The following is a 26,316-nucleotide window of genomic DNA, read 5'->3' as shown; positions in this document are numbered from 1 at the left end:
CGCAGGCCAGGTGCCTTCCCCGTCACTGTGATGCCACGTCGGCACGCCGGGTTGTGCACCAACTGACCCCACTCCCAGCCCCGGTTGGCCGTCACCCGCTCCCCGTGGAACTGACCCTCCTGGACAGCGCCCCGCGCAGTACCGGCGTCAGCCTGTTCTCGACGTAGCGGTTGAGCAGCCAGGCCAGCCCCAGCATCAGCGCGACGGTCAGAACGAGCGTGCCGTACGAGGGGATCCCCAGCTTCCGGTGGAGTACGGCCACCACTACCCAGCCCAGATGCTCGTGCACCAGGTAGAAGGGGTACGTGAGCGCCCCGGCGACCGTCAGCCAGCGCCAGTCGGCCCAGCGGAAGAAACCGAGTGCCACCGCGCCGACCAGCACGAAGCCCAGCGTGACCACGGCGACGATCACCATGGTGTGCCGGTAGGAGAAGAACGCCGGATCGGCCCGGTGCCACAGACCGGCGACCGCGTAGTGCTGGCCGATCGCCCAGCTGACGCCGACGACGCCCCAGGCGATGACGTCCAGCCGGTCGCGGTGCAGGAGGTAGAGACCGATCCCGCCGATGAAGAACGGCGCGTACTCCGGCATCAGCACCATGCTCAGCATCGGCTGATGCACCGCGTCGGTGATCGCGGCGGCCAGGGTCCACACCCCGCAGAAGACCAGGACTCGCTGCCGGTTGGCGCCGGGCAGCACCACGCAGAGGGCGAAGAGCGCGTAGAAGCGCAGCTCGGCCCAGAGGGTCCAGCACACACCGAGGACCCGCTCGGCGCCGACCGGCTGCTGGAGCATGGTGAGGTTTACCAGCGCGTCGCTGGGCGAGACCGTCCGGTACGCGACCCAGGGGAGTGCGAACGTCGCCGTGACGATCACGATCGCCGCCCAGTACGCCGGGTAGAGGCGGGAGACCCGGGAGGCGAAGAAGGAGCGCAGCGGCCGGCCCCAGCCGCTCATGCAGATCACGAAACCGCTGATGACGAAGAAGATCTGCACACCGAGACAGCCGTAGGCGAACCACTCGGAGAGTGTCGGGAACTGGTGGCGCGGCGACCCGCCCCAGGCCCTGCTGATGTCGCCGTCCCGGCCGCCGTAGTGGTACGCGGCGACCATCAGGGCGGCGACCAGCCGCAGTCCGTCGAGCGCGCGCAGCCGGCCGCCCGCGCGGGCGGTCCGACCGGGGCCGGTACGCGCGGTGGGCATCGGCAGCGGTGAGCCGGGTATCGGCGGGTCCGGTATCGGCAGCGGTCCGTCGGATACGGGCGGGTCCGGTATCGGCAGCGGTCCGTCGGATACGGGCGGGTCCGGTATCGGAAGGGGTGCGGCGTCGGCGGAACCGGGCGCGGGGGCGGGGCCGGCGTCCTGGCCCGGGGCCGCCGCCGCGGGCACCGGCGACGGGACCGCGGCGGGCAGCGGCACGGAGGCCGGGGCAGGGGTCATCCGAGCGCGACTCTCTTGAGGGAGCGGGCCCGCCGGGCCACCCGTCGTACCGTCGCGTTGCGCGGGATGAAGGCGAGCTGGGCCGGCAGCGCGCCCGGCAGCCCCAGCACGGTCAGCCGGCGACGCTTGAAGTAGCGCCAGGTGTGGGCGTCCAGGTGGCGGCTCAGGTACGCCTCGGCCGCCGGACGCAGATCGGGCCGCAGCTGCGGCTGCATCGCGAAGCCGACGGCGGCGACGAGCCCCGGCAGATCGTCGGCGGACGCGGCCCCGGCCGGGGCTCCGGCGTCCTCCAGCGCTGGCAGCAGTGCGTCGACGATGGTCACCGGGACCCGGTTGCTGTTCTGGTACGGGGCGAGCCGGTCCAGCAGCAGCTCGGTACCGGTGCGGGCGACCGGGATCCCGTAGAAGGCGCTCGCCGTCAGCAGCGCGGTGGAGAAGCAGCCGACCACCAGCGCCGGGTGCGTCCGTTCGTACAGTGTCTCGGCGAGCAACGGCTCGTCCAGTACGGTCAGCTCGGCGCCCAGCTGCTCCGCCTCCCGCTCCAGCAGCCGCGACCAGCGGGCCGGCGCCGTCGGGTGCGGCTTGAACACGACCGTGCGGTGGCCGAGCGCGACCGCCCCGCGCAGCATCCGTACATGGAGGTCCTCCTCCTCCTGCGGAGTGAGGATCTCCAGCGCCGAGAGGTACTGGCCGAGCAGCAGCGCCGGAGGCTCCGCGCACTCGGGCAGGCTCGTCACGGACTCGGCCAGCTCGCCCAGTACCTTGCGGAAGGCGGCGTCCGGCACGATCTCCGGCTCGGCCCCGAACTCGGCGAGCAGCAGCGGCTTCAGACCGGGCACCAGGTCCAGATGGAGCAGCCGCCGGATCCTGGTGCCGATCAACGGATCGATCTTGTTGCGCGTCGGGCCGTACGACATCAGCCCGTCCGCGTACACCGTGACCGGCGCGTCCTGGAAGAGCAGGGCCAGCGCCTGCGCCGGGTTGACCTGGACGGACTCGACCGCCAGCTCGATCCGGTCGTCACCGAGGTCCCAGAGGAGCCTCAACTGCCGTTCCCACAGCGGAATGTCGTCGGTGCGCGGCGACCAGCCGCCCGGGTGCAGCGGTTCGATGGTGTCGTTCCAGGAGAGCACGCCGTCGAACCGGTGGCGCAGCTGCTCGAAACCGGGCATCGCGTCCAGCGCGGGAGTGGTCTCCGGGATCGCCGCGTTGTTGCTGACCAGCAGCAGTCGCCGGTCGGCGGAGTCGAAGCAGCCGCTGTCGATCGCGGCGGCCAGGGTGGCGGCTCCGTACAGCGTGGAGGCGTAGAAGATCTGCGTCGTGCGGGGTGTACGGGCTGCGTGGGGCGTATCGGTTCCACGGGCGGGCGACGTCGTCACGCTGCGGCCTCCGTCGTCAGCGAGGCCGGACGGCGGCGCAGCCGCCGCAGACGCGAGGCGCGCGCGGTGTCCATCGAGTCGAGCGCGTCGCTCAGCAGATCCTGCGGCATCCGTTTCAGCGCGGCCGCGCTGAGCGTCCGCAATTTACGTGCCACGGCTGGTTCGAACCTTTCGATGGAGCCCAAGTGGTGCGAAATAATCGCGCAATAGGTGCGCACGGCCTTGGGAAGAAGGAGATCGGCTTCCGGGTCTTTCGATGTTTCGTCGATAACCTGGTCGAATGCGCGGATGAAATCGAGCTGGCGCACGTCGCCGATCTGTGTGAGGGACGAGGCGACACCGCGCCGGTAGAACATTCCCAGCAGCCCGAGTACGGCGAATGACTCCGCTTCCCTGTGCAGCCGCCAGATCCACGGGCGGTCTTCGGCGGTGCGCAGCCCGTGGGTGAAGTGCAGCAGCCCGCGGTCCAGCAGCCTGCGGTGGTACATACCGGCCCAGGCGTACGCGTAGTCGACCGGGGTGGAGCGGTCGGCGGGCAGAATCACCTCGCGCGGAACGGTGACCTCGCCGCGCCTGCCGTACGGGACCCGGTGGACCGTACGCGTGCTGCCCATGCACTGCACATGGTCGGTGCGGACGAAGTCGCAGCCCAGCGCCTCCATGTCGGCGAGCAGCCGCTCGTAGTACCCGGGGGCGAGCCAGTCGTCCCCGTCCAGGAAGGTGATGTATTCGCCGCTCGCCGCGTCGAGCCCGGTGTTGCGGGCGGTGGCGAGTCCTCCGTTCTCCCGGTGTTTCAGCAGGACGGCCCCGGGAAGCTCGCGCTCCGCACGTTCGAGGATCTCCGGGGTCCCGTCCGTCGAACAGTCGTCGACGAGCAGGAACTCGAAGTCGTCGCGTGCGTTCGCGCGGAGGCTTCTGAGGGTGTCGGGGGCGTATGTCTGCACGTTGTAGAACGGCACGATGACGGAGAGCTTAACCACCTGCGTGACGCTAAGAGGTGCCCCGGCATTTGTCCTGAAGCCCGGTGGGATGGCAGGTGAACTGGATATGGCGGAACAGTGAACCGCCTTGTCCCGTCTGCCGTTTCTCCCGCTGTCGGCCCGCTGTTAACCCTTTGTTGCGGTTGAGTTGGGCCACCGAACCGAATGCCTTTCTACCTTCGTCGTTGTGCAAGCAAGTACCAGCGATGTTCTCCGCGTTGCCGTGATCGCCGATTCCGACACCCGTTGGAAATGGGGCGCGCTCACCGCACGCCGTCTCTCCGTAGGGGACGCCAGGCTCAGCGGCTTTCTGCTGCGCGGCCGGGCCACGCCCACCCCGCGCCAGCTCGCCGAGGTGGGCGCAGGTGTGGACACGGCCGCCGTCCGGGAGGTGACGGGGGCGGAGTTCCTCCGGGCCGTCGAGCAGGACGGCTACGACGTGATCGTCCTCGCACTCGTCGGCGGCGCGGTCCAGGCGATGCTGCACGGACTCGCCGCGCTCGGGAGCCCCGCAGCCGGCACCGCCGGGGAGGGGGCCGCCGCAGCCGGAACCGCCGCGCTCAGTAAGTCAGTAAGGCGGCCCGTCGTCGTCACCGGCTATGTCGGGGTGGTCTACGAGAAGCTGGCCGACGGTCTCCTGCTGCGGCACGGCGCCGACGTGGTCCTCGCCAACTCGCCGCACGACGCGGAACGGTTCCGCGCGGTGTACGAGGGGGTGGGCGCCGACGCGTCCGCCGTGACCGGGACCGCGCTGCCCTTCCTGGGCGGGGCGCCGTACGCCGGGGGTCCGTTGAAGACCGTCGTCTTCGCCGCTCAGCCCTCCGTCCCCGCCTCCCGCGAGGGCCGGACGTATCTGCTGCGCCGCCTGGTCGAACACGCCCGGCTGCACCCGGACCGTGAGGTGCTGCTCAAACTCCGGTCCCAGCCCGGCGAGCACACCACGCACATCGAGGAACTGCCCTACCAGAAGCTGGCCGAGAAGCTCCCCGGCGGGCTGCCCGCCAACTTCCGGCTGGTGTACGGGCACATGGGCGATGTGCTGGACCGTACGGACCTGCTGGTCACGGTCTCCTCGACCGCGGCTCTGGAGTCCCTGCACCGGCGCATCCCCACCGCTGTTCTCACCGACCTCGGTATCCGCGAGGCGCTCGGCAACCACCACTTTCTCGGCTCGGGCTGCCTCGCCTCATGGGACCAGCTGGACGCCGGCGCGAGCCCGGAGGCCGATCCCGCCTGGCTGACCCGGCAGGGGGTGGCGGCTGGGGGACCACCCTCCGGGGGAGGCTCGGACGACACCGCCTTCGACGCCGTACGAGAACGGGTCGCGCGACTGCTCCTGGAGCCTCAACTCCCGCCTGTAGAGCCCTACTACACCCACGTCTCCGCGCCCGGATACCTCCCCGGCATCCTCGCCCGCTACCGCCTGGACGCCGCCCCGGCCGCCGAGACCGGCGGGGTACGGCGAGTCGTGCGCGACGCCGTACGGGACGCGGCGCGCGGGGCGTACCGCCACGGCGTCCAGCGCGTGGCCCCCGTCATCCGCCGCATGGGAGAACTGTGATGCCCACCGAAGCCGCTGAAGCCGCCGAAGCCGCCGAACCAGCGGCCGGGCCGTCGAGGCCCGCCCAGCCCGCTCGATCTGCTGGGTCCGTGCAGCCCGCTGAGTCCACGCAGCCCGCGGCACCGGCCAAGGCCCCCCGGGTGCTGGCCGTGATCCCGGCTCGCGGAGGATCGAAGGGCGTGCCGGCCAAGAACCTCGAACCGGTCGGCGGCGTACCGCTGGTGGCCCGCGCGGTCCGCGCCTGTCTGGGCGCACGCCAGGTCACCGACGTCGCCGTGTCGACGGACGACGAGCGGATCGCGACGGCGGCACGCGAGGCCGGCGCCGACGTGGTGCTGCGCCCCGCCGAGATCGCCGGGGACACGGCGACCAGCGAGGCCGCCGTGCTGCATGCGCTCGACGCGTACCCCGGAACGGATGTCGTGCTGCTCGTGCAGTGCACCAGCCCTTTCCTCACCAGCGCGGAGATCGACGGGGTGGCGGCCGCGGTCGCCACGGGCGGCGCGGACACCGCGCTCACCGTCGCCCCCACGCACGGCTTCATCTGGCGCGAGGAGCAGCGCGCCGACGCCGACGGCGGAGGTACGGACACCACCGGGGTCAACCACGACAAGGCGTTCCGCCCCCGCCGACAGGACCGCCCGCAGGACTATCTGGAGACCGGCGCGGCGTACGCCATGAACGCCGGGGGCTTCCGCGCCGCCCGGCACCGCTTCTTCGGCGAGACCGCCCTGGTCCGTACCGATCCGGCCCGCGTGCTGGAGATCGACGACCCGCACGACCTGGCCCGCGCCCGCGCCCTCGCGCCGCTCCTGGACGTCCGTACGCTGCCGGGCCGCGACGACGTCGACGCCGTCGTCCTGGACTTCGACGGCACCCAGACCGACGACCGCGTCCTCATCGACGCGGACGGCCACGAGTTCGTCGCAGTCCACCGCGGCGACGGCCTCGGTGTCGCAGCGCTCCGCGACTCCACGGACCTCAAGATCCTGATCCTCTCCACCGAGCAGAACCCGGTCGTCGCGGCCCGCGCCCGCAAGCTGCGGGTGCCCGTGCTGCACGGCATCGACCGCAAGGACCTCGCACTCAAGCAGTGGTGCGAAGAACAGGGTGTCGCGCCCGAGCGCGTGCTCTACGTCGGCAACGACGTGAACGACCTGCCGTGCTTCGGCCTCGTCGGGTGGCCCGTCGCGGTCGCCCAGGCCCACGACGCCGTACGCGGCGCCGCACGCGCGGTCACCACCACCCCCGGCGGCGAGGGCGCGATCCGCGAGATCGCCGCCTGGCTCCTGGGCCCCACCCTCAACAAGTAAGGAATCCCCTCATGAGCACCACCCGCCTCCGTACCCTCGGCACCAAGACCGCGGGCCCCGGCCACCCCGTCTACATCACCGGCGAGATCGGCATCAACCACAACGGTGAGCTGGACAACGCCCTCGCTCTGATCGACATCGCCGCCGAAGCCGGCTGCGACGCGGTCAAGTTCCAGAAGCGCACGCCGGAGATCTGCACCCCGCGCGACCAGTGGGACATCGAGCGCGACACCCCCTGGGGCCGGATGACGTACATCGACTACCGCCACCGCGTCGAGTTCGGCGAGACCGAGTACCGGGCCATCTCCGACCACTGCGCCAAGCGCGGCATCGACTGGTTCGCCTCCCCGTGGGACACCGAGGCCGTCGCGTTCCTGGAGAAGTTCGACGTACCGGCGCACAAGGTCGCCTCCGCCTCGCTCACCGACGACGAGCTGCTGCGCTCGCTGCGTGCCACCGGCCGTACGGTGATCCTCTCCACCGGTATGTCGACCCCGAAGCAGATCCGGCACGCGGTCGAGGTGCTCGGCAGCGACAACATCCTGCTCTGCCACGCCACTTCGACGTATCCGGCCAAGGCCGAGGAGCTGAACCTGCGCGTCATCAACACGCTCCAGGGCGAGTACCCGAACGTCCCGATCGGCTACAGCGGCCACGAGACCGGCCTCCAGACCACCCTGGCCGCGGTCGCGCTCGGCGCGGCGTTCGTCGAGCGCCACATCACCCTGGACCGCGCCATGTGGGGCTCCGACCAGGCGGCGTCCGTCGAGCCGCAGGGCCTCACGCGCCTCGTCCGCGACATCCGCACCATCGAGGCGTCGCTCGGTGACGGCGTCAAGAAGGTCTACGAGTCGGAGCTGGCCCCCATGAAGAAGCTGCGCCGCGTCGCGGGCGTCGTCGCCGAGGGCGCGGACCGCGAGCCCGCGTCGGTCTGACCCGGGCGGCAGGAGAGCCCGAGAAGACTGCCCCAGGAGGAGAACCGCCACTGTGAAGAGCGCCCCCACCACGCTCGCCTTCGTGGAGAGCCCCGTCCAGCTGCTCAACCTGCTGGAGTGGGCCCACACGACGACCATGGACCTGACCGTGGTCGTCCTCTCACCGCTCGACCCCATGTCCCGCGGCCAGCTGCGCCGGATGGCCGAACTGGCCCGGGGTGAGGGGCTCACGGTGCGCTGGGAGGAGGCGCGTGGCGGAGTGGCGGCGCCGTTCCAGACGATCGGCGGGCTGACACCCCTGCTGCGCGGGGCCGACCGGATCGTCATCGGGGACCCGTTCTCGCGGTACGTGCAACTCCTCCTCGCCCTGTCCGGCGCCCGGGACCTGACGGTGGTGGACGACGGCACGGCCACCATGGAGTTCATCGCCCAACTCGCCGCGAAGGAGCCACTGGTCCGCTGGCACAGACGCGGCAGACGCGGCCCCCGCGACCTGCTCTTCGCCCCCATGGCGTCGGCGGCCCGCCGCCGCCTCACCCCGTCGGGACGGCGCGCGGTCGAGGTCTTCAGCTCGATGCCGGTCGCGGACGCGCCCCCCGGACTGACGGTCACCACCAATGACTTCGCCTGGACCCGCTCCCGCTTCGGCCCGCCGAGGATCACCCGCACATCCGACCTGGTGGGCACCTCGCTCGTGGAGACGGGGGTGGTGGACCAGGGCCGCTACATCGCGGCGGTGACCGACTTGGCCCGTACGCACCGGGTGACGCGGTACTTCGCGCACCGCCGCGAATCCACCGAGAAGCTGCACCGCCTGCACGCGGAGACGGGCCTGGAGATCGTCCGCCCCGACCTCCCACTGGAACTGATCGCCCGCCGCGGCCCGATCGGCCGCACGATCGTGAGCTTCCCGTCCACGGTGGTCCACACCCTCCCGCTCGCCCTGACGGGCACTGAGGTCCGCGTGGCGGTCTGCGACATCGACCCGGCCTGGCTCACGGACACGGCGTCACCCCGAGCGCAGGGATTTCTGGCGGGGGTGACGGGAACAGCCCGCGACGTGCAGCGGCTGGTGCCGGGGGTCTGAGTGCCTGAGCCGGTCCGGCGGGCCTCACTGCTCTCACTGCTCTCAAACGTGGCGCGTGCCGCCGTACAGGGCGTCGAGGCCCACCAGGGCTACATCCTTTCGCTGGTCGGCGGTCCGGACCAGGTCGGGGAAGAAGCCGTTCAGGGAGAACAGCGTCAGTACCGCGCCCTCTGTGTTGTAGCCCTGTGAGGCCAGCAGAGTCCGGATGTGTTCCAGCCGGGTGAGATCGTGCAGGCTCCGGCGGTCGATCGTCGCCTTGGCTTCACCGAGGAGACGGATACGGGCGCCGGGCTGTTGCGGCCGACTGTCCAGATCGAGCGCGACGACGTCGACCTCGTGCGCGGTCTTCGCCCTGGGGCCGGAAACCACGGTGGTACCGATCGCTCCCAACTCCAGTCCGGGCAGCAGCTCGTGGGCGTAGTGCCCGGTCCACTGGCGGGCCAGGTCTTCGAAATGCGGCCCGAGAATCTTCGACTGGAATGTGGCAGCGGACGCCCGCCACGCCTGATCGGCACGCCCGCGATCGACGAGGTCGGCCCGCGGAACCGCGATCAGCTGATTGAAGCGGATCACCGGATCCGCGAGCTTGATGCTGGTGTTGCGGCCTCGGAGGACGTCAGCCTCCCTCACGACGTACCCGGAGCTCTCCAGCACGTTCAGGGGGTGGGCCAGAGCAGTGCGTTCCCTGCCGACCAGGCCGCCGATCTTCGCTGGAGACGATGCCCCGCGTGCAATCGCCGTCAGCACGTCGTAGTAGAGCGTACGGCGGGTGATGCGGGGGTCCTCACGCAGCAGATACTCGGTCTCGGTGCGGGTGAAGACGCCGATGTCCGGGCTCAGAAGATTCTCCATGACCCATGTGTCGAACGTGGCCACGGAGTCGGGTGTGCCGGTGGCGACCAATTGCCGGTAGCCAGGTGCGCCGCCGAGGACGGCATGCAGCCGGAGTGCCACATTCGGGTCGTCGACCGACCAGAGCTCTCTCGCGGTCCGGTAGTCGAAGGCCGTGAGCCGCATGTCCAGGGCGGCCCGGCCTCGGAGCGGCTGGGTGCCCGAAAGCAACTCGTGCATGACGCTCATCGCTGAACCGCAGAGGATGATCCGCCCCCGGACGGGGTCGCCCGGGCTGCCGGCCTGGGAGTCGTCATACAGCTTCTGCAGGATGCCGGGCATCTCCGGCGAGTGCTCCAGCAGGTAGGGCAACTCGTCAATCACGAGCAGAGGCAGCTCCGCCCGCCGCGCGACCTGGTCGAGCGCCGTCGTCAGTATCCGTTCCCAGTCACCGATCCGGACTTCGGCTTCCGGTAGACCGGCGTATGCGGCGACAGCGGCAGTGGCGCGTTCGAGTGCGGCGATGCGGCCCTCTTCCCGTACGGCGCTCAGATACAGCCCGCCGGCCTGTTCTGTCAGTGCGCGAAGGAGGAAGGACTTGCCGTAACGCCTGCGGCCGGAGAGCAGTCCCAGTCGCAGTTGCGGGTCGTCGGCTGCCAGGAATTGGTTCAGGACTCGCCATTCGCGATCACGGGCGAGCACCCTGGCGGGCTTCTCCAGCAACTGGGGCTCCTCATTCGTATAACTCCAGATATACGAATCAGTATAGGTCGAGGCGGATTTATGGCGCCCCCCGATGGGAGAGGGAGAGGACCGGCGGGCCCGGGAGATCGGATCTCCGCGATCGTCACCTGATGCATGCGCCCGACCGCACGCCGGCGGAGCTACGTGCTCTCCGGAGTGGGCCGCGAGGCTGTGTCAGCCGGCGTCGGTTTCCGGCTGCCGCTCGCTGCCGGTGACCGTGCCGTCCAGCCCCCTGCCCCGGAAGGCCAGAATCACCATCAGGGCGCCGCCGCAGGAGATCGCCCAGTCGGCCAGGTTCATCACGCTGAAGTCGCGGACCGCGATGAAGTCGACGACCGCTCCGCGCAGGCCGCCCGGGGAGCGGAAGAGGCGGTCGGTCAGGTTGCCGAGCGCACCGCCGAGCAGCAGTCCGAGCGCGATCGCCCACGGGCCGCTGTACAGCTTGCGCGCCATGCGGACGATCACCAGGGCGATGGCCACCGCGATCACCGTGAACAGAATGGTGGTCGCCCCGCCGATGCCGAAGGCCGCGCCGGGATTGCGCATCGCGTTCAGCTCCAGCCAGCCGCCGATCACCTTGACGGGCGGGTGGTTCTCCAGCTTCGCGACCACGGCCAGCTTGCTGCCCAGGTCGAGCGCGTACGCGACCCCTGCCACGCCGAGCAGCAGAGGGGTGCGCCGCTTGCCCTTCGGCTCCAGGTCCGGCACCGGATTCGTCACGTTCAGCCACCTCATGTCTGCCACCCGGCCGTGTCCCGGCTCGCGGTCGCGGATCCCATGTGAAGGGACCCGCCTCGTCGCCAGCCTATGGACCGCCCCGCGACCGCCCGGGTCCAGGTGCGTGCGGCGTCGCCGCCGGAGTCCGGCAGCCGCAACGGTGCACTGCAATACCCACCAACCACCCGTTCCAAGCCCGCCGCGCCGGATTTCTTTCGCCTAAGCGGCTGAACTTTTGTTGATCGATGGCTAGTTGAGTGGTGAAGGGGCCTAACCTTGAACGGGTGAACCAGTTGATGTCCCGTGAGTCCGATGCCGACCAGCCCGGTGACGCCGACGGCGCCAGTGATGCCAGCGGAAGCGGTGGTGCCGGGGCCCCCGTCCTTGCCGGTGCGGCCGGTGCGGCTCTGCCCGGTGTGCTGCCCGCCGACCTCCGTGCCGAACTGATCGCCTTCCGGCGTGATCTGCACCGGCACCCGGAGCTGGGGAATCAGGAGTTCCGTACCACTGCCGCCCTCAAGGCGCGCCTGGAGCTGGCCGGGCTCGCGCCCCGCGTGCTCAGCATCGGGACCGGCCTCATCTGCGACATCGGCGTCGACGGTGTTGATGAGGCCGGTGGTATTGGTGAGGCGGCCCCCCGCCGCATGCTCGCCCTCCGCGCCGACATCGACGCGCTGCCCATCCCCGACACCAAGACCGACTGCGACTACCGCTCCACCGTGCCCGGGATGGCCCACGCCTGCGGGCACGACGTGCATACCACCGTCGTGCTCGGCGCCGGTCTGGTGCTCGCCCGGCTGCACCGTGCCGGTCAGCTGCCCCACCCCGTACGGCTGATCTTCCAGCCCGCAGAGGAAGTGCTCCCGGGCGGCGCTCCCGACGCCATCGAGGCCGGGGTGCTCGAAGGGGTCGGCCGGATTCTCGCCGTGCACTGCGACCCCAAGGTCGACGCCGGGCGGGTCGCGCTGCGGACCGGGGCCATCACCTCCGCCTGCGACCGGCTCGAAGTCAGTCTGGACGGGCCCGGCGGGCACACCGCGCGCCCCCACCTCACCACCGATCTGGTGACCGCCGCCGCCAAGGTCGTGTCCGAGGTACCCGCATTGCTGGCCCGCCGGGTCGACGCCCGGGCCGGGCTCGCCGTGACCTGGGGGCGGATCGAGGCCGGCCACGCCTGCAACGTCATCCCGCAGCACGCCGAACTCTCCGGCACCGTGCGCTGCCTGGACCTGGCAGCCTGGCGGGCCGCCCCCGATCTGGTGCACGCGGCCATCGCCGAGGTGGCCGACCTGCACCGGGCCAAGTCGGAGATCAACTACGTACGCGGGGTGCCGCCCGTCGTCAATGACGGCGCCATGAACGAGCTGCTGCGCGACGCCATGACCGCGCGCCGCGGACCGCACGCGATCGAGGAAGCCGAGCAGAGCCTGGGCGGCGAGGACTTCTCCTGGTACCTGGAGCAGGTGCCGGGCGCGATGGCCAGGCTCGGTGTGCGGACTCCCGGCGACAGCGCCCGAGGCGACCTGCACCGGGGGGACTTCGACCCCGACGAGGCGTCGGTCGAGGTCGGCGTGGAGCTGTTCACGGCGGCCGCGTTGCTGGATGGACACCGGCTGTAGGCGGACAGGTGACCGGACAGGCCCGACCTCGTTCGCGTCGATCCGATAACAGGTTCCGAACAGGCCTTTACCTGACATCTACGCGCGTTACGATCCTCGCGAAAACCAGCGCCGGAAGAGGCGCTCCAGGTTTGGTTTGAAGGGACCTCCTCTTGCGCCGGGTAACCAAGATCGCTGCGTCTGGCATAGCCACCGCCGCTCTCGCTCTCTCCGTGTCCGCCTGCGGCAGCACGTCGACCAAGGAAGACTCCAGCTCTTCGTCGTCCGGCTCCTCCAAGGGTGTCAAGGTCGGCGTCGCCTACGACGTCGGCGGCCGTGGTGACCACTCCTTCAACGACTCCGCCGCCCGCGGCATCGACAAGGCGAAGCAGCAGTTCGGCGGCAGCGTCAAGGAACTGACCGCGAAGACCACGGACACCGAGGCCGACCGCATCCAGCGGCTCACCGACCTCGCGGACGCCGGCTACAACCCGATCGTCGGCATCGGTTACGCGTACGCGAACTCGATGAAGCAGGTCTCCGCGAAGTACCCGAAGGTCACCTTCGGCATCGTGGACTCGGTTGTCGACGCCAAGAACGTCGACAACATCGTCTTCACCGAGCAGGAGGGCTCCTACCTCGCCGGTGTCGCCGCGGCGCTGAAGTCCAAGACGCACCACGTCGGCTTCATCGGCGGTGTGGACGTCCCGCTGATCAAGAAGTTCGAGGCGGGCTTCGTCCAGGGCGTCCAGGACACCAACAGCAAGATCAAGATCGACCGGCAGTACCTCAGCCACGGTTCGGACACCTCCGGCTTCGCCAGCCCCGACAAGGGCAAGGAAGCCGCGCAGGGGATGCTCGACAAGGGCGCTGACGTCGTCTACTCGGCGGCGGGCTCGTCCGGCAACGGCGCCATCGAGGCCGTCAACGGCAAGAAGGGCGCCTGGGCGATCGGCGTCGACTCGGACCAGTACAACATCGCCTCGCTTGCGAAGTACAAGTCCTCGATCCTCACCTCGGTCGTCAAGAACGTCGACATCGGCGTCTACGACCTGGTCAAGTCGGTCCGCGCCGGCAAGCCGATGACCGGTACGCACACCTACTCGCTCGCCGAGGGCGGTGTCTCGCTGGCCACCAGTGGTGGTTTCATCACCGACATCAAGCCGCAGCTCGACGCCGCGAAGAAGAAGATCGTGGACGGCAAGGTCAAGGTCAAGACGACCCCCTGATCCGGCCTGATCCAAACGAAGGACCCGGGGCCCGGTGTGAGGGTTGCGTCCCTCCCGCCGGGCCCATAACGATGTGTCAACTCTACGCGTGTAGCGCGTAGTTGACGCGCTAGCGTCACCGCATCCCTCCCCGTCTCCGCCGGGACCCTCCACCGCTCCTTCTCCGAGGAGAGTGCGCCATCAACGCGTCCAGCCCTCCCGCCGTCGAACTGCGCGGCATCACCAAACGATTCCCCGGTGTCGTCGCCAACCGCGACATCGACATCACCGTCCGCAAGGGCACCGTGCACGCGCTGTGCGGTGAGAACGGGGCCGGCAAGTCGACCCTGATGAAGATCCTCTACGGCATGCAGAAGCCGGACGAGGGCACGATCGCCATCGACGGCGACCAGGCCGTGTTCGCCAGCCCCGCCGACGCCATCGCCCGGGGCATCGGCATGGTGCACCAGCACTTCATGCTCGCCGACAACCTGACGGTCCTGGAGAACGTGGTCCTGGGCGGCGAGAAGCTGTACGGGATCGGCACCAAGGCCCGCACCAAGATCCGGGAGATCTCGGACGCGTACGGCCTGGGTGTGCGCCCGGACGTCCTCGTCGAGAACCTCGGCGTCGCCGACCGCCAGCGCGTGGAGATCCTCAAGGTCCTCTACCGCGGCGCCCGCACGCTCATCCTCGACGAGCCGACCGCGGTCCTGGTCCCGCAGGAGGTCGACGCGCTCTTCGACAACCTGCGCGAGCTCAAGTCCGAGGGCCTGACGGTCATCTTCATCTCCCACAAGCTCGGTGAGGTGCTCTCCGTCGCCGACGAGATCACCGTCATCCGGCGCGGTACGACCGTGGGCACCGCCGACCCGGCGACCACCACCTCGAAGCAGCTGGCCGAGCTGATGGTCGGCAGTGAACTGCCTTCGCCCGAGACCCGCGAGTCGACGGTGACCGACGCACCGATGCTCACCCTCGACGGCCTGAAGCTCACCGCGGTCGACACCGACGGTGTCGTACGGGAGGTGCTCTCCGGCATCTCCTTCACCATCCATCAGGGCGAAGTCCTGGGTATCGCGGGCGTGGAGGGCAACGGCCAGGCCGAACTCGTCGAAGCGATCATGGGGATGCGCGACCCCGACGGCGGTGTCATCACGCTCGACACCACCGACATCTCGCACGCGTCCACCCGCAAGCGCCGTGAGAGCGGCGTCGGTTACATCCCCGAGGACCGCCACCGGCACGGCCTGCTCCTGGAGGCCCCGCTCTGGGAGAACCGGATCCTCGGCCACGTCACCGAGCGGCCCAACTCCCGGCACGGGCTGATCGACGCGAAGGCGGCCCGCGCCGACACCGAGCGGATCATCGCGGACTACGACGTGCGCACACCCGGTATCGACGTCACCGCGGCCTCCCTCTCCGGCGGCAACCAGCAGAAGCTGATCGTCGGCCGCGAGATGAGCCACCGTCCCAAGCTGCTGATCGCCGCGCACCCCACCCGGGGCGTGGACGTCGGCGCGCAGGCGCAGATCTGGGACCAGATCAAGGAGGCCCGCCGCGAAGGGCTGGCCGTCCTGCTGATCTCCGCCGACCTGGACGAGCTGATCGGCCTGTCCGACACCCTGCGGGTGATGTACCGCGGCCGGCTCGTCGCCGACGCGGACCCCGCCACGATCACCCCCGAGGAACTCGGCTCGGCGATGACGGGCGCCGCGACCGGCCACCTGGAGCACGGCGGGAACGCTGGTGCGGACGGGACCGCCGCCCCGGAGGCACTGGGAATCCCGGAGCCCCGCAAGACCCCGGAGACCCCGGACACCGCCGGCGGCGAAGCTGGGGGAGAGGACCGATGAAGAAGTACACCTCGCGTATCGACCGGGAGCGGCTGATCCTCGCGATAGCGGCCCCCCTGCTTGCGGTGGTGGCGGCCCTCGTCGTCACCGCGCTGGTCATCCTGGCCACCGGCAAGAACCCGCTGTCCGCGTTCAGCGACATGCTGACGTACGGCTCGGCGAGCGACAGCCAGATCTACATCCTCAACAAGGCGACGACGTACTACCTCGCGGGTATCGCGGTGGCCGTCGGCTTCCGGATGAACCTCTTCAACATCGGTGTCGACGGCCAGTACCGGATGGCCGCCTTCTTCGCCGCCGTCGTCGGCGGCGCGCTGACGCTGCCCGGCATCGTCCAGATCCCGCTGATGATCGTCACGGCCATGCTGGTCGGTGCGATGTGGGCGGGTATCGCGGGCGTACTGAAGGTGACACGGGGCGTCAGCGAGGTCATCTCGACGATCATGCTGAACTCGATCGCGACCGCGGTGATCGCCTATCTGATGCAGCCGGGCCGGCTCGGCCAGCTCGACGACGCGGGCACGCTCGTCTCCACCAAGCCGCTGCCGGAGTCCTCCTGGTTCTTCTCCATCAACACGGGCCCGGCCGGGATGCTCTGGGGCTTCATCTTCATCGCGGCGCTGGCCGGTGTGGCGTACTGGTTCGTACTGGGCCGCACCCGCTTCGGCTACGACCTGCGGGCCGTCGGCCAGTCCGAGTCCGCGGCCTCCGCGAGCGGTGTCAGCGTCAGGAAGATGGTCGCCACCAGCATGATCATCTCTGGTGCGATGGCCGGTCTGATCGGTATGCCGACGCTGCTCAACGACAGCCATATGTACAGCAACGACTTCCCGCTGGGTATCGGCTTCACCGGCATCGCCATCGCGCTCCTGGGCCGCAACCACCCGGTCGGGATCGCGCTCGGCGCGCTCCTCTGGGGCTTCCTGGAACGCACCACCAACCACCTTGAGTTCATGGGGTACGACAAGGAGATCCTCGGCGTGATCCAGGGCGTCATCGTCCTGTGCGTCGTCATCGCCTACGAGGTCGTGCGCCGCTACGGACTCAAGCGCCAGCAGCAGAAGGTCGGCGCCGAACTCGCCGCGCAGGCCGCCGCCCACTCGAACCAGCAGGAGGTGACGGCATGACCGCGACCATGACCGAGACTCCGCCGCCAGCGGCTCCCAAGGCGGCGAACGCCAAGTCCGGCCGTTCCCGGCTCTCGCTCCCGAAGATCCTGCTGATCGTCGCCGGCGCCCTGGCCCTGCTCTCGCTGGTCCGGATCGTCACCGGCGCGGACCAGTTGACCTCCGAGGGGCAGATCAGCGCCTCGCTCGGGCTCGCCGTACCGATCGGCCTCGCCGGTCTCGCCGGCCTCTGGTCCGAGCGGGCCGGTGTGGTCAACATCGGCCTCGAAGGCATGATGATCCTCGGCACCTTCGGGGCCGGCTGGATCGGCTGGCAGTCCAGCCCCTGGTTCGGGCTGCTCGCGGGCATCACCTTCGGGATGCTCGGCGGGCTGATCCACGGGATCGCCACCATCACCTTCGGCGTCGACCACATCGTCTCCGGTGTGGCCGTCAACCTGCTCGCGCTGGGCATCACCCAGTACCTCGCCAAGATCTTCTTCAACCACGGCGCCGCGATGGCCGCGGGCGGCAACCCGAAGCAGTCCCCGCCCGTCGACTCGATGCCCAGCGTCACCATCCCCGGGCTCTCGGACGGCCTTTCCTCCGTCGAGAAGCACCACTGGTTCTTCGTCTCCGACCTGGCCGGCGTCCTCGGCGGCCTGGTCACTGATGTGTCGGTGCTGACGATCATCGCCGTGCTGCTCTTCGTCGGCACCTGGTGGGTGATGTGGAAGACCGCGTTCGGCCTGCGGCTGCGCTCCAGTGGCGAGAATCCGATCGCGGCCGAGTCGCTGGGTGTCAACGTCTACCGGTACAAGTACGCAGCCGTCGCCATCTCCGGCGGTCTGGCCGGACTCGGCGGTGCGTTCCTGGCGATGGTCCCCACGCACATCTACCTGGAGAACCAGACCGGCGGCCGCGGCTACATCGGTCTCGCCGCGATGATCTTCGGCAACTGGCGCCCCGGCGGACTCGCCATGGGCGCGGGCTTGTTCGGCTTCTCCGACGCGCTCCAGCTGCGCAACGGCGGCGAGACCGTCCACGCGCTGCTGCTGCTCATCGTGGTGCTGCTGGTGCTGCTCGCCGGGTGGAAGCTCTACCGCAAGTCCGTGCTCCAGGGCGCGATCAGCGCGGTCATGGCCGTACTCATTCTGGTCTGGTACCTGTTGACCGACGATGTCCCGTCCGACTTCGTGGGCGCCACCCCGTATGTGGTGACCCTGCTGGTGCTCTCGCTCTCCGCGCAGCGGCTGCGGATGCCCAAGGCGGACGGTATGCGCTACCGGAAGGGCCAGGGCAAGTGACAGAGGTCGACTGGGACGTGCTGCGGGAGGCCGCGCGCGGCGCGATGTCCCATGCGTACGCCCCGTACTCGAAGTATCCCGTCGGAGTCGCGGCCCTGGTGGACGACGGGCGTACGGTCGTCGGCTGCAACGTCGAGAACGCCTCGTACGGCATCGGGCTGTGCGCCGAGTGCGGCCTGGTCTCCCAGCTCCAGGCGACCGGTGGCGGCCGGCTGACCCACTTCACCTGCGTCGACGGCGCGGGCGCGGTGCTCGTGCCGTGCGGGCGCTGCCGTCAGCTGCTGTACGAGTTCGGCGGGCCCGAGCTGCTGCTCGAAACCCCCGACGGGGTGCTGCCGCTCTCCGAGATGCTGCCGCAGGCCTTCGGCCCGCAGCATCTGAACTGACGGACGCTGAGGGGCCGGGGCCTTCCGTAGTCGTGGGAGGCCCCGGCCCCCTTCTCCCTGATCTCTCTATGCGCGTAGAGTCGCGCGTTACGCATCACGTTACGAACCCCCTCGCCGGAAGGAACGCCAACTCCATGGACGTCATCTCTGTCATCCGCACCAAGCGGGACCGGGGCGAGCTGAGCCCCGAGCAGATCGACTGGGTGATCGACGCCTACACCCGCGGCGCGGTCGCCGACGAGCAGATGTCGGCGCTGGCGATGGCGATCCTGCTCAACGGCATGAACCGTACCGAGATCGCCCGCTGGACCGCCGCGATGATCAACTCCGGTGAGCGGATGGACTTCTCGGCGCTGTCCCGGCCGACCGCCGACAAGCACTCCACCGGTGGTGTCGGCGACAAGATCACGCTGCCGCTCGCTCCGCTGGTCGCCGCGTGCGGGGCCGTCGTGCCGCAGCTGTCCGGCCGTGGACTCGGCCACACCGGTGGCACGCTCGACAAGCTGGAGTCCGTCCCCGGCTGGCGCGCGCTGCTCTCCAACGCCGAAATGATGGACGTGCTGGACTCGGTCGGCGCCGTCATCTGCGCTGCGGGCGACGGTCTGGCCCCCGCGGACAAGAAGCTGTACGCGCTGCGCGACGTCACCGGCACCGTCGAGGCGATCCCGCTGATCGCCTCCTCGATCATGTCCAAGAAGATCGCCGAGGGCACCGGGTCGCTCGTCCTGGACGTCAAGGTCGGCTCGGGTGCCTTCATGAAGAACCTGGACGACGCCCGCGAACTCGCGTCGACGATGGTCGGTCTCGGCACCGACCACGGTGTCCGTACGGTCGCGCTGCTCACCGACATGGCGACCCCGCTCGGCCTGACCGCGGGCAACGCCCTCGAAGTGCGCGAGTCCGTCGAGGTCCTGGCGGGCGGCGGCCCCGCGGACGTCGTGGAGCTGACCCTCGCGCTGGCCCGCGAGATGCTGGACGCGGCCGGCCTGAAGGACGCCGACCCGGCGAAGGCGCTCGCCGACGGCTCCGCGATGGACCACTGGCGCCGGATGATCGCGGCGCAGGGTGGTGACCCGGACGCGGCGCTGCCGGTCGCCCGCGAGCAGCACGTCGTCACCGCCCCGTCGAGCGGGGTGCTGACCCGGCTCGACGCGTACGACATCGGGATCGCCGCCTGGCGTCTCGGTGCGGGCCGCGCCCGCAAGGAGGACCCGGTGCAGGCGGGCGCCGGCGTCGAACTGCACGCCAAGCCCGGCGACACGGTGACCGAGGGCCAGCCGCTGCTGACCCTGCACACGGACACCCCGGAGAAGTTCGCGTACGCGCTGGAGTCGCTGCCCTCCGCGTACGACATCGCCCCGGCGGGCACGGCGTTCACCCCGAACCCGATCGTGCTGGACCGCATCGCCTGACCGCCCGGACCGGTGGGGACCGGCGGCGGCGATGAGTTCCGGGCGCCGCGCCGGTCTTCCTGCTGTGGATGTCACCGAGCCGCTCGTCCTTGTCGTCACCGGCCAGGTCAGCCGGGCCGATGTCCCGCGACTGTGCGAGGAGCTGCGGCTGCTGCTGCACGGCGCCGGGGCTGCTGGGCGCGCGCCGTCCGCGGTCGACTGCGACGTGGGCGGCCTCGTCCGGCCCGGCCTGGCCGCCGTGGAGGCGGTGGCCGGACTCCGGCTCACCGCTCTGCGGCACGGCCGCCGGATAAGGCTCCGGAACGCACCGCCCGAGCTGACCGAGCTGCTGGCCCTGACCGGTCTCGCGGAACCGCCGTAGAGGCCGGGCGGCTACTCCTCCAGGTGCTTGGGCAGGTCGAAGAGCGGGAACCAGCGCTCGGTGTCCAGGAACGAGGTGATCCCGGCGATCCGGCCGTCCGTGATCTCGATGACCATCAGCGCCCACGGGTCGAACCCGGTGCCCGACTGGCTCGGATGGTAGTGGGCGAAGGCCGGAGTGCCGTTGGCCACCGTCGGGACGAGCCGCGAGCCGCGGCAGACCGCGCCGACGCCCAGCATCCAGCCGACGATGTTGTCGTGGCCGCGCAGCCACAGGTCGTACGGCGGCATGGAGAGCGTGGCGTCCTCATGGAGCAGCGCGGTCAGCGCCTCCATGTCGTACCCCTCGAACGCCGCGACATAGCGGGCGAGCAGCTTCTGCTGCTCCTCGTCCAGGGGGTCTGCCGCGTCGGTCGCGGCCGGTGCGCACTCGGCGAGGGTCGAACGGGCCCTCTGCAGCGCGCTGTTGACCGACGCGACCGTGGTCTCCAGCAGCTCGGCGACCTCGCTCGCCTTCCAGGCGAGCACTTCGCGGAGGATGAGTACGGCCCGCTGCTTGGGCGGCAGATGCTGGAGAGCGGCGACGAAGGCGAGCCGGATCGTCTCCCGCTCGACCGCCTTCTCCGCCGGGTCCACCAGGGACGGCAGCACCCGGCCGTCCGGGACCGGCTCAAGCCAGGCCGCCTCGGGCTGTGCGTTGAGCGCGGCTTGGGCCACCGGGGTGGCCTCGTTGAGATCCATCGGGCGGGCCCGTTTGTTGCCCGCGTTCAGCATGTCAAGACAGACGTTGGTCGCGATCCGGTAGAGCCACGAGCGCAGCGAGGAACGGCCCTCGAACCGGTCGAAGCTCCGCCAGGCGCGGACCATCGTGTCCTGGACGGCGTCCTCCGCCTCGAAGGCCGAACCGAGCATCCGGTAGCAGTAACCGGCGAGCTCCGTCCTGTGCCCCTCAAGGCGCGCGTCGATGTCCGTTGTCGCGAGGTCGCTCATAAGGGTCCCCCTGCTTGATTCCCGAGCTCGGTCCCGATCGCACCAGCGATTCCGAAACTACAGGGGGCCACTGACAACGGCATACGGATCAGCGCACGGGCCACCTTTTCGGGGACTCCGCGACCGGTGAGCCCGCAACCGGTGTACCCGCGGCCGGTGAGCCCACCCGCGACGTCCGCTGCGCGACCGCCCGCGCGCTGTGCGACCCGTACAGCGTGATCGCCAGGACGCCGGCCACCGCCAGCAGCCCCAGCGCCACCGTGCCCGCCCAGCCCCCGGCGTGGAAGGCGGCAGCTCCGAGCACGCCGCCCGCGCTGCTGCCCAGGTAGTACGACGCCTGGTACAGCGCCGACGCCTGGGCGCGCCCCCTCCTCGCCGTACGGCTCACCGACGAGGACGCGACGGCGTGCCCGGCGAAGAACCCGGCGGTGATCAGGACGAGGCCCAGAAGCACGGTGGCGATCGAGTCGGACAGCGTGAGCAGCAGTCCCGCCGCAGTCGTCGACACCGCGAGGTAGAGCGCGCCCCGGCGGCCCAGCCGGGCGACGAGCCGGCCGGCCGTCGCGGACGAGACCGTACCGACGAGGTAGACCAGGAAGACCGAGCCGACGAGCCCCTGCGGCAGGCTGAACGGGGCGCCCGCCAGCCGGTAGCCGATCACCGTGTAGACGGCGCCGAAGACCGTCATGAACAGCGCGCCGATCGCGTACAGCCTGCGCAGCAGCGGGTCGCCGAGGTGGCTGGCGACGGTACGGCCCAGGGCGCGCGGGTCGAGCGGGACCGCGGTGAAGTTACGGGCGCGGGGGAGCATCAGCCGGAAGACGACCGCGCAGACGACGGACATCAGCCCGATCGCGCCGAGCGCCACGCGCCAGCCCCAGGCCTGGGCGGCCCAGCCGGCCAGGATGCGTCCGCTCATGCCGCCGATGGAGTTCCCGGCGACGAACAGCCCGATCGCGGCGACCAGCGCCTTGGGCCGTACCTCCTCGGCGAGGAAGGCCATCGCCGATGCCGGGAGCCCGGCGATGGCGGCGCCCTGCACCGCGCGCAGCACGATCAGCGAGCTCACGTTCGGTACGAACGGCACCAGCAGGCCGATGGCCACGGCGACCGAGAGGGACGCCGTCATCATCGTCCGCCGCCCGAACCGCTCGGACAGCGCGCTCAGCGGCACCACGCACACGGCGAGTCCGCCGGTCGCCGCCGAGACGGTCCAGCTGGCCTGGGCGGCCGTGGCGCCGAGGCCGGAGCTGATCGCGGGCAGCAGGGCCTGGGTCGAGTAGAGGAGGGCGAAGGTCGCCATGCCCGCGGAGAAGAGCGCGAAGCTCATGCGGCGGTAGCCGGGGCGGCCGGGGGTGAGCTGCTCGGGCTGGGACGGCGCGGCGGAGGCACTCACGGTGGTGAGTGCCCCGGTACTGGCAGGAGGCATACCCCGAACGTAGGTCCGGGTTTTTAATGCGTCCAATGCATGGACTCGCCATAATCGTTCCCATGGCGCATCAGCACAGCTCAAAGCCGCGGCTGTCACTCGGAAGTTACGAGAAAGACATCAGATACGCGAGAGACATCAGCTACGAAGAGGACATCCGGCTCCTGCTCGCGCCCCGCCTGGCGTACTTCGAGGCGGTCGCGCGCCACGAGCATGTCACCCGGGCCGCGCACGAGTTGTCGGTGCCGCAGTCCACGCTGTCGCGCGCGATGGTCAGGCTCGAAGCGGACCTGGGCGTGGCGCTGTTCGCCCGCAGGGGCCGCTCCGTCTCGCTGACGCCCGCGGGCCGGACCTTCCTGTCGACCGTGGAGCGGGCGCTCACCGAGGTCGAGCGGGCCGCGGACTCCGTACGGGCGGACGCCGACCCCGCGTCCGGGCGCATCACCTTCGGCTTCCTGCACACCCTGGGCTCCGAGACGGTGCCCGGGCTGATCCGCGCCTTCCGGGCCGATCACCCGAAGGTGCGGTTCCAGCTCGTCCAGAACTACGGCGAGGCGATGATCAAACGGCTGCGCGCCGGGGAGCTCGACCTCTGTCTGACCTCACCGGTGCCCGACGCGCCCGATCTGGTCGCCCGGCGCCTGGACGAGCAGCGGCTGCGGCTCGTGGTGCCGGACGACCACCGGCTCGTCGGCCGCAGACGGGTCAGGCTCGCCGAGGCCGCCGACGAGACCTTCGTGACGCTGGAGCCGGGGTACGGGCTGCGCCGCATCACCGACGACCTGTGCGCCGAGGCCGGGTTCACCCCGCGGATCGCCTTCGAGGGCGAGGAGGCGGAGACGCTGCGCGGGCTGGTCGCCGCGGGGCTCGGGGTGGCGCTGCTGCCACCGCCCGCGGTGGCCAGGCCGGGGGTGGTGGAGCTGGCGGTGACCGCGCCGCGGGCGGTGCGGGAGATCGGGGTGGCGTGGCTGGACGGACAGCAGGACACGGCCCCGGTGGCCGCGTTCAAACAGTTCCTGCTGGCGCGGCGGGGACGGCTGCTGCCGGAGTAGCGGCGGCACGGCGCCGCCCCGGCAGCTCCCGCTGCCCCGGCGTTACCTTCACCGCCCCCGCCTCCACGTCCGCCGCGCTACTGAAGCGTCCGGCCGAACCCCGCGGCCAGCGGCATCCGCAACCCCAGCGGCGGCGGTGCCGCGAACGCGTCCACCACCGGCCGCGCGTACGCGTGCGAGAACAGCGCCCCCCGTACGAAGTCCGAGGCCAGCGCCACCACTTCGGACCGGTGCTGGCGCAAGGAGTGCCCGTCGGAGTGGACTTCGAAGCGGCAGGTGTCGCGGTTGGTCTTCTTGGCGCGTTCCGCGAGCCGGTAGGAGAGTTCGGGGTCGGAGCGGGCGTCCGTGGTGCCGTGCACGATGAGGACCTGGCGGCCCACCAGCTGCTTCACCGGTTCGGGCTCGGCGGCCACATCGTCGTCGGGCAGCCACGGGGCGACGGCCAGGACCGAGGTGACCGCGTGGTGGCCCGCCGCGTGCAGGGCGGCGCGGCCGCCCATGCCGTGGCCCGCCAGGCAGACCGGGACGTCGCCGTACCGCCGCAGCGCCTCGTCCACCGCCCAGGACGCGTCCTCGGCGAGGTGTGCGTCCGTACCGTTCCAGCCGCGGAAGCGGTAGCGGACGACGTGGGCCGCGAGCCCGTCGCCCCGGCCCGCGCGGGCCAGAGTGCGGGCCGACGGGCGCAGGGACGCGTACGGCAGGGGGGAGGAGCGGCGCCGGGAGACCGGGTCGCCGTCGGGGAGCAGCAGGACCACGCCGCTGACCGCGGACTGGGTCCCGCCTGCCCCAACTGCCCGTCCCAGCCTGGCTTCCGGCGGGGCTGGTGCTTGCTGTGCCATAACGGAACAGTCTCAGAAGCGGAGGTGTACTCCACCCTTCCGAACGGTCACTGTTACATATCGACCGGGCGCGTTCTACGCGCGTAGGGGCTAAAGTGCCCAGATGACGAGCCAGACCATGCAATCGCCCACCACGGATCAGATCGGCCGAGCCCCGAAGGTGCTCCTCCACGATCACCTCGACGGGGGCCTGCGCCCCGGCACGATCATCGAGATCGCCCACGCGACCGGGTACACGGCTCTCCCCGAGACGGACGCCGACAAGCTCGGCGTCTGGTTCCGCGAAGCGGCCGACTCCGGTTCGCTGGAACGCTATCTGGAGACCTTCGCGCACACCTGCGCCGTCATGCAGACCCGCGAGGCGCTGGTGCGGGTCGCCGCCGAGTGCGCCGAGGACCTCGCCAAGGACGGCGTCGTGTACGCCGAGGTCCGGTACGCCCCCGAGCAGCACCTGGAGGGCGGTCTCACCCTCGAAGAGGTCGTGGAGGCCGTTAACGAGGGGTTCCGCGAGGGCGAGCGGCTGGCCAGGGAGAACGGTGACCGGATCCGGGTCGGCGCCCTGCTCACCGCGATGCGGCACGCGGCCCGCGCCCTGGAGATCGCCGAACTCGCCAACCGCTACCGGGACCAGGGCGTCGTCGGCTTCGACATCGCGGGCGCCGAGGCCGGCTTCCCTCCCACCCGCCACCTGGACGCGTTCGAGTACCTGAAGCGGGAGAACAACCACTTCACCATCCACGCGGGTGAGGCATTCGGCCTGCCGTCGATCTGGCAGGCGCTCCAGTGGTGCGGCGCGGACCGGCTCGGGCACGGGGTGCGGATCATCGACGACATCGAGGTCGCCGACGACGGCACAGTGAAGCTGGGGCGGCTCGCCTCGTACGTACGGGACAAGCGCATCCCGCTGGAGATGTGCCCCACGTCGAACCTGCAGACCGGCGCCGCCGACTCCTACGGCCGGCACCCCATCGGACTGCTGCGGAGGCTGCACTTCCGGACGACCGTCAACACGGACAACCGGCTGATGTCGGGCACCACGATGACCCGTGAATTCGAGCACCTGGTCGACGCTTTCGGCTACACGCTCGACGACATGCAGTGGTTCACAGTCAATGCGATGAAATCCGCATTCATTCCTTTCGATGAACGCCTGGCCATGATCAACGACGTCATCAAGCCCGGATACGCGGAGCTCAAGGCCGAGTGGCTGTTCCGTCAGACCGCTGTGACCAGTGGTTCCGCGGCTGGGGCGCGCTGACCCTACCGTCGGACGGGCGGCCGGGAACGACCTTTCCGGCCGCTTCGCCGAGTTTGCGGGGGACGGGCCGGGCTGGCTACCTTGCGTAGCCGCTCGATTCCCCCTCTCCTCGCATCACAAGGACGTTCTCCTCATGAAGCAGTCTGCTGCCAAGACCCTCGGTGTCGCCGTTCTCGGTGCCGCTTTCGCCGCGGCCGCCGCCGGGTCCGCCTCCGCGGCCATCGTGCCGGTCACGCCGGATGTGACGGGCACGCTCGGTACGGTCACCAGCACGCTCCCGCTGGACAAGGTCACGTCGAAGATCCCGGCCGGCAAGGGGAACTCCGTGCAGTCCGGGCAGCACGCGGTCGGCGGTGCGAAGCGGGCGCTCCGGGGCGGCAGCGGTGCACAGGGCAACAAGGGCCTCCTCGGCGGCCTGCCGACCGGGACCGTGACGGACGCGGTGAGCAGCATCGGCCGCTGACGCCCGGCTGCCCCCGGCGCAGCCGAAGACGGGGCGCGCACCCAATTCCCAGGGTGTGCGCCCC

General features: G+C 70.4%; 23 protein-coding genes. 15 read left to right on the top strand and 8 right to left on the bottom strand.

Annotated elements, in window-relative coordinates:
• Positions 1 to 91 precede the first annotated feature (91 nt).
• From OG452_RS12620 to OG452_RS12610, 3 genes are all read right to left on the bottom strand, one after another.
• A complete protein-coding gene (locus OG452_RS12620; RefSeq protein WP_327299603.1) occupies positions 92 to 1,204 on the bottom strand; it encodes an acyltransferase family protein in 1,113 nt (370 codons plus the stop codon).
• Between the two features lie 233 nt (positions 1,205 to 1,437).
• Positions 1,438 to 2,820, bottom strand: a complete 1,383-nt coding sequence (locus tag OG452_RS12615; RefSeq protein ID WP_327295728.1) for an alpha-2,8-polysialyltransferase family protein — start codon at positions 2,818 to 2,820, stop codon at positions 1,438 to 1,440.
• A complete protein-coding gene (locus OG452_RS12610) occupies positions 2,817 to 3,800 on the bottom strand; it encodes a glycosyltransferase family 2 protein (RefSeq protein ID WP_327295727.1) in 984 nt (327 codons plus the stop codon). The genes OG452_RS12615 and OG452_RS12610 overlap by 4 nt, the downstream gene beginning before the upstream one ends.
• Positions 3,801 to 3,987: 187 nt before the next feature.
• Here OG452_RS12610 and OG452_RS12605 point away from each other — a divergent pair, with 187 nt between their 5' ends.
• From OG452_RS12605 to OG452_RS12590, 4 genes are all read left to right on the top strand, one after another.
• Positions 3,988 to 5,361 carry a DUF6716 putative glycosyltransferase gene (locus OG452_RS12605; protein ID WP_327295726.1) on the top strand — a complete coding sequence of 458 codons (1,374 nt, stop codon included), beginning with the start codon at positions 3,988 to 3,990 and terminating at the stop codon, positions 5,359 to 5,361.
• A gap of 89 nt (positions 5,362 to 5,450) precedes the next feature.
• A complete protein-coding gene (locus OG452_RS12600; protein WP_327295725.1) occupies positions 5,451 to 6,674 on the top strand; it encodes an acylneuraminate cytidylyltransferase in 1,224 nt (407 codons plus the stop codon).
• Positions 6,675 to 6,685: 11 nt separating this feature from the next.
• Positions 6,686 to 7,609 (top strand): N-acetylneuraminate synthase family protein, encoded by a 924-nt coding sequence (locus OG452_RS12595; protein ID WP_327295724.1) that lies wholly within the window; start codon positions 6,686 to 6,688, stop codon positions 7,607 to 7,609.
• 52 nt (positions 7,610 to 7,661) lie between these two features.
• Complete coding sequence (locus OG452_RS12590) at positions 7,662 to 8,696, top strand: hypothetical protein (protein WP_327295723.1); 1,035 nt, start codon at positions 7,662 to 7,664, stop codon at positions 8,694 to 8,696.
• Between the two features lie 42 nt (positions 8,697 to 8,738).
• Here OG452_RS12590 and OG452_RS12585 read toward each other — a convergent pair whose 3' ends face one another.
• Both OG452_RS12585 and OG452_RS12580 read right to left on the bottom strand, forming a co-directional pair.
• Positions 8,739 to 10,250 carry an AAA family ATPase gene (locus OG452_RS12585; RefSeq protein WP_327295722.1) on the bottom strand — a complete coding sequence of 504 codons (1,512 nt, stop codon included), beginning with the start codon at positions 10,248 to 10,250 and terminating at the stop codon, positions 8,739 to 8,741.
• Between the two features lie 195 nt (positions 10,251 to 10,445).
• Positions 10,446 to 10,991: a signal peptidase II gene (locus OG452_RS12580; protein WP_327295721.1), complete on the bottom strand. Its 546-nt coding sequence runs from the start codon at positions 10,989 to 10,991 to the stop codon at positions 10,446 to 10,448.
• A gap of 293 nt (positions 10,992 to 11,284) precedes the next feature.
• Between OG452_RS12580 and OG452_RS12575 the strand changes: the two genes are divergently transcribed.
• From OG452_RS12575 to OG452_RS12540, 8 genes are all read left to right on the top strand, one after another.
• Positions 11,285 to 12,607 carry an amidohydrolase gene (locus tag OG452_RS12575; protein ID WP_327299602.1) on the top strand — a complete coding sequence of 441 codons (1,323 nt, stop codon included), beginning with the start codon at positions 11,285 to 11,287 and terminating at the stop codon, positions 12,605 to 12,607.
• A gap of 152 nt (positions 12,608 to 12,759) precedes the next feature.
• Positions 12,760 to 13,815: a BMP family lipoprotein gene (locus tag OG452_RS12570; protein WP_327295720.1), complete on the top strand. Its 1,056-nt coding sequence runs from the start codon at positions 12,760 to 12,762 to the stop codon at positions 13,813 to 13,815.
• A gap of 209 nt (positions 13,816 to 14,024) precedes the next feature.
• On the top strand, positions 14,025 to 15,650 hold the full coding sequence (locus tag OG452_RS12565) for an ABC transporter ATP-binding protein (RefSeq protein ID WP_327299601.1): 1,626 nt from the start codon (positions 14,025 to 14,027) through the stop codon (positions 15,648 to 15,650).
• The gene (locus OG452_RS12560; protein WP_327295719.1) at positions 15,647 to 16,777 is read left to right on the top strand and encodes an ABC transporter permease; all 1,131 of its coding nucleotides are present in this window, start codon (positions 15,647 to 15,649) and stop codon (positions 16,775 to 16,777) included. Before OG452_RS12565 ends, OG452_RS12560 begins: the two co-directional genes overlap by 4 nt.
• Entirely contained in the window at positions 16,774 to 18,063 is a 1,290-nt protein-coding gene (locus OG452_RS12555; protein WP_327295718.1) for an ABC transporter permease, read from the top strand. Before OG452_RS12560 ends, OG452_RS12555 begins: the two co-directional genes overlap by 4 nt.
• Positions 18,060 to 18,449, top strand: coding sequence for a cytidine deaminase (locus tag OG452_RS12550; protein WP_327295717.1), 390 nt, complete (start codon positions 18,060 to 18,062; stop codon positions 18,447 to 18,449). The genes OG452_RS12555 and OG452_RS12550 overlap by 4 nt, the downstream gene beginning before the upstream one ends.
• A gap of 134 nt (positions 18,450 to 18,583) precedes the next feature.
• Positions 18,584 to 19,861 (top strand): thymidine phosphorylase, encoded by a 1,278-nt coding sequence (locus OG452_RS12545; RefSeq protein ID WP_327295716.1) that lies wholly within the window; start codon positions 18,584 to 18,586, stop codon positions 19,859 to 19,861.
• A gap of 31 nt (positions 19,862 to 19,892) precedes the next feature.
• Positions 19,893 to 20,222, top strand: coding sequence for an STAS domain-containing protein (locus OG452_RS12540; RefSeq protein WP_327295715.1), 330 nt, complete (start codon positions 19,893 to 19,895; stop codon positions 20,220 to 20,222).
• Between the two features lie 11 nt (positions 20,223 to 20,233).
• Here OG452_RS12540 and OG452_RS12535 read toward each other — a convergent pair whose 3' ends face one another.
• On the bottom strand, positions 20,234 to 21,211 hold the full coding sequence (locus tag OG452_RS12535; protein ID WP_327295714.1) for a sigma-70 family RNA polymerase sigma factor: 978 nt from the start codon (positions 21,209 to 21,211) through the stop codon (positions 20,234 to 20,236).
• A gap of 88 nt (positions 21,212 to 21,299) precedes the next feature.
• Positions 21,300 to 22,640 (bottom strand): MFS transporter, encoded by a 1,341-nt coding sequence (locus OG452_RS12530; RefSeq protein ID WP_327295713.1) that lies wholly within the window; start codon positions 22,638 to 22,640, stop codon positions 21,300 to 21,302.
• Positions 22,641 to 22,702: 62 nt separating this feature from the next.
• Between OG452_RS12530 and OG452_RS12525 the strand changes: the two genes are divergently transcribed.
• Complete coding sequence (locus OG452_RS12525; protein WP_327295712.1) at positions 22,703 to 23,692, top strand: LysR family transcriptional regulator; 990 nt, start codon at positions 22,703 to 22,705, stop codon at positions 23,690 to 23,692.
• A 77-nt stretch (positions 23,693 to 23,769) separates the two neighbouring features.
• Here OG452_RS12525 and OG452_RS12520 read toward each other — a convergent pair whose 3' ends face one another.
• The gene (locus OG452_RS12520) at positions 23,770 to 24,531 is read right to left on the bottom strand and encodes an alpha/beta hydrolase (protein WP_327295711.1); all 762 of its coding nucleotides are present in this window, start codon (positions 24,529 to 24,531) and stop codon (positions 23,770 to 23,772) included.
• 103 nt (positions 24,532 to 24,634) lie between these two features.
• Here OG452_RS12520 and OG452_RS12515 point away from each other — a divergent pair, with 103 nt between their 5' ends.
• Both OG452_RS12515 and OG452_RS12510 read left to right on the top strand, forming a co-directional pair.
• The gene (locus OG452_RS12515) at positions 24,635 to 25,789 is read left to right on the top strand and encodes an adenosine deaminase (RefSeq protein WP_327295710.1); all 1,155 of its coding nucleotides are present in this window, start codon (positions 24,635 to 24,637) and stop codon (positions 25,787 to 25,789) included.
• 133 nt (positions 25,790 to 25,922) lie between these two features.
• Entirely contained in the window at positions 25,923 to 26,252 is a 330-nt protein-coding gene (locus OG452_RS12510) for an ATP-binding protein (protein ID WP_327295709.1), read from the top strand.
• Positions 26,253 to 26,316 lie beyond the last annotated feature (64 nt).

Origin of the sequence: Streptomyces sp. NBC_01197 (assembly GCF_036010505.1) — a bacterium.
Taxonomy (GTDB): Bacteria; Actinomycetota; Actinomycetes; order Streptomycetales; family Streptomycetaceae; genus Streptomyces.
This window is presented reverse-complemented; position numbering and strand designations above follow the sequence as displayed.

Bases quoted from the DNA above. Each gene is read 5' to 3' on its own strand.
- OG452_RS12515 (WP_327295710.1), top strand. From the start codon at position 24,635: ATGACGAGCCAGACCATGCAATCGCCCACCACGGATCAGATCGGCCGA.
- OG452_RS12530 (WP_327295713.1), bottom strand. From the start codon at position 22,640: ATGCCTCCTGCCAGTACCGGGGCACTCACCACCGTGAGTGCCTCCGCC.
- OG452_RS12535 (WP_327295714.1), bottom strand. From the start codon at position 21,211: ATGAGCGACCTCGCGACAACGGACATCGACGCGCGCCTTGAGGGGCAC.
- OG452_RS12545 (WP_327295716.1), top strand. From the start codon at position 18,584: ATGGACGTCATCTCTGTCATCCGCACCAAGCGGGACCGGGGCGAGCTG.
- OG452_RS12560 (WP_327295719.1), top strand. From the start codon at position 15,647: ATGAAGAAGTACACCTCGCGTATCGACCGGGAGCGGCTGATCCTCGCG.
- OG452_RS12620 (WP_327299603.1), bottom strand. From the start codon at position 1,204: ATGCCCACCGCGCGTACCGGCCCCGGTCGGACCGCCCGCGCGGGCGGC.
- OG452_RS12525 (WP_327295712.1), top strand. From the start codon at position 22,703: ATGGCGCATCAGCACAGCTCAAAGCCGCGGCTGTCACTCGGAAGTTAC.
- OG452_RS12510 (WP_327295709.1), top strand. From the start codon at position 25,923: ATGAAGCAGTCTGCTGCCAAGACCCTCGGTGTCGCCGTTCTCGGTGCC.
- OG452_RS12595 (WP_327295724.1), top strand. From the start codon at position 6,686: ATGAGCACCACCCGCCTCCGTACCCTCGGCACCAAGACCGCGGGCCCC.
- OG452_RS12575 (WP_327299602.1), top strand. From the start codon at position 11,285: ATGTCCCGTGAGTCCGATGCCGACCAGCCCGGTGACGCCGACGGCGCC.
- OG452_RS12540 (WP_327295715.1), top strand. From the start codon at position 19,893: ATGAGTTCCGGGCGCCGCGCCGGTCTTCCTGCTGTGGATGTCACCGAG.
- OG452_RS12555 (WP_327295718.1), top strand. From the start codon at position 16,774: ATGACCGCGACCATGACCGAGACTCCGCCGCCAGCGGCTCCCAAGGCG.
- OG452_RS12520 (WP_327295711.1), bottom strand. From the start codon at position 24,531: ATGGCACAGCAAGCACCAGCCCCGCCGGAAGCCAGGCTGGGACGGGCA.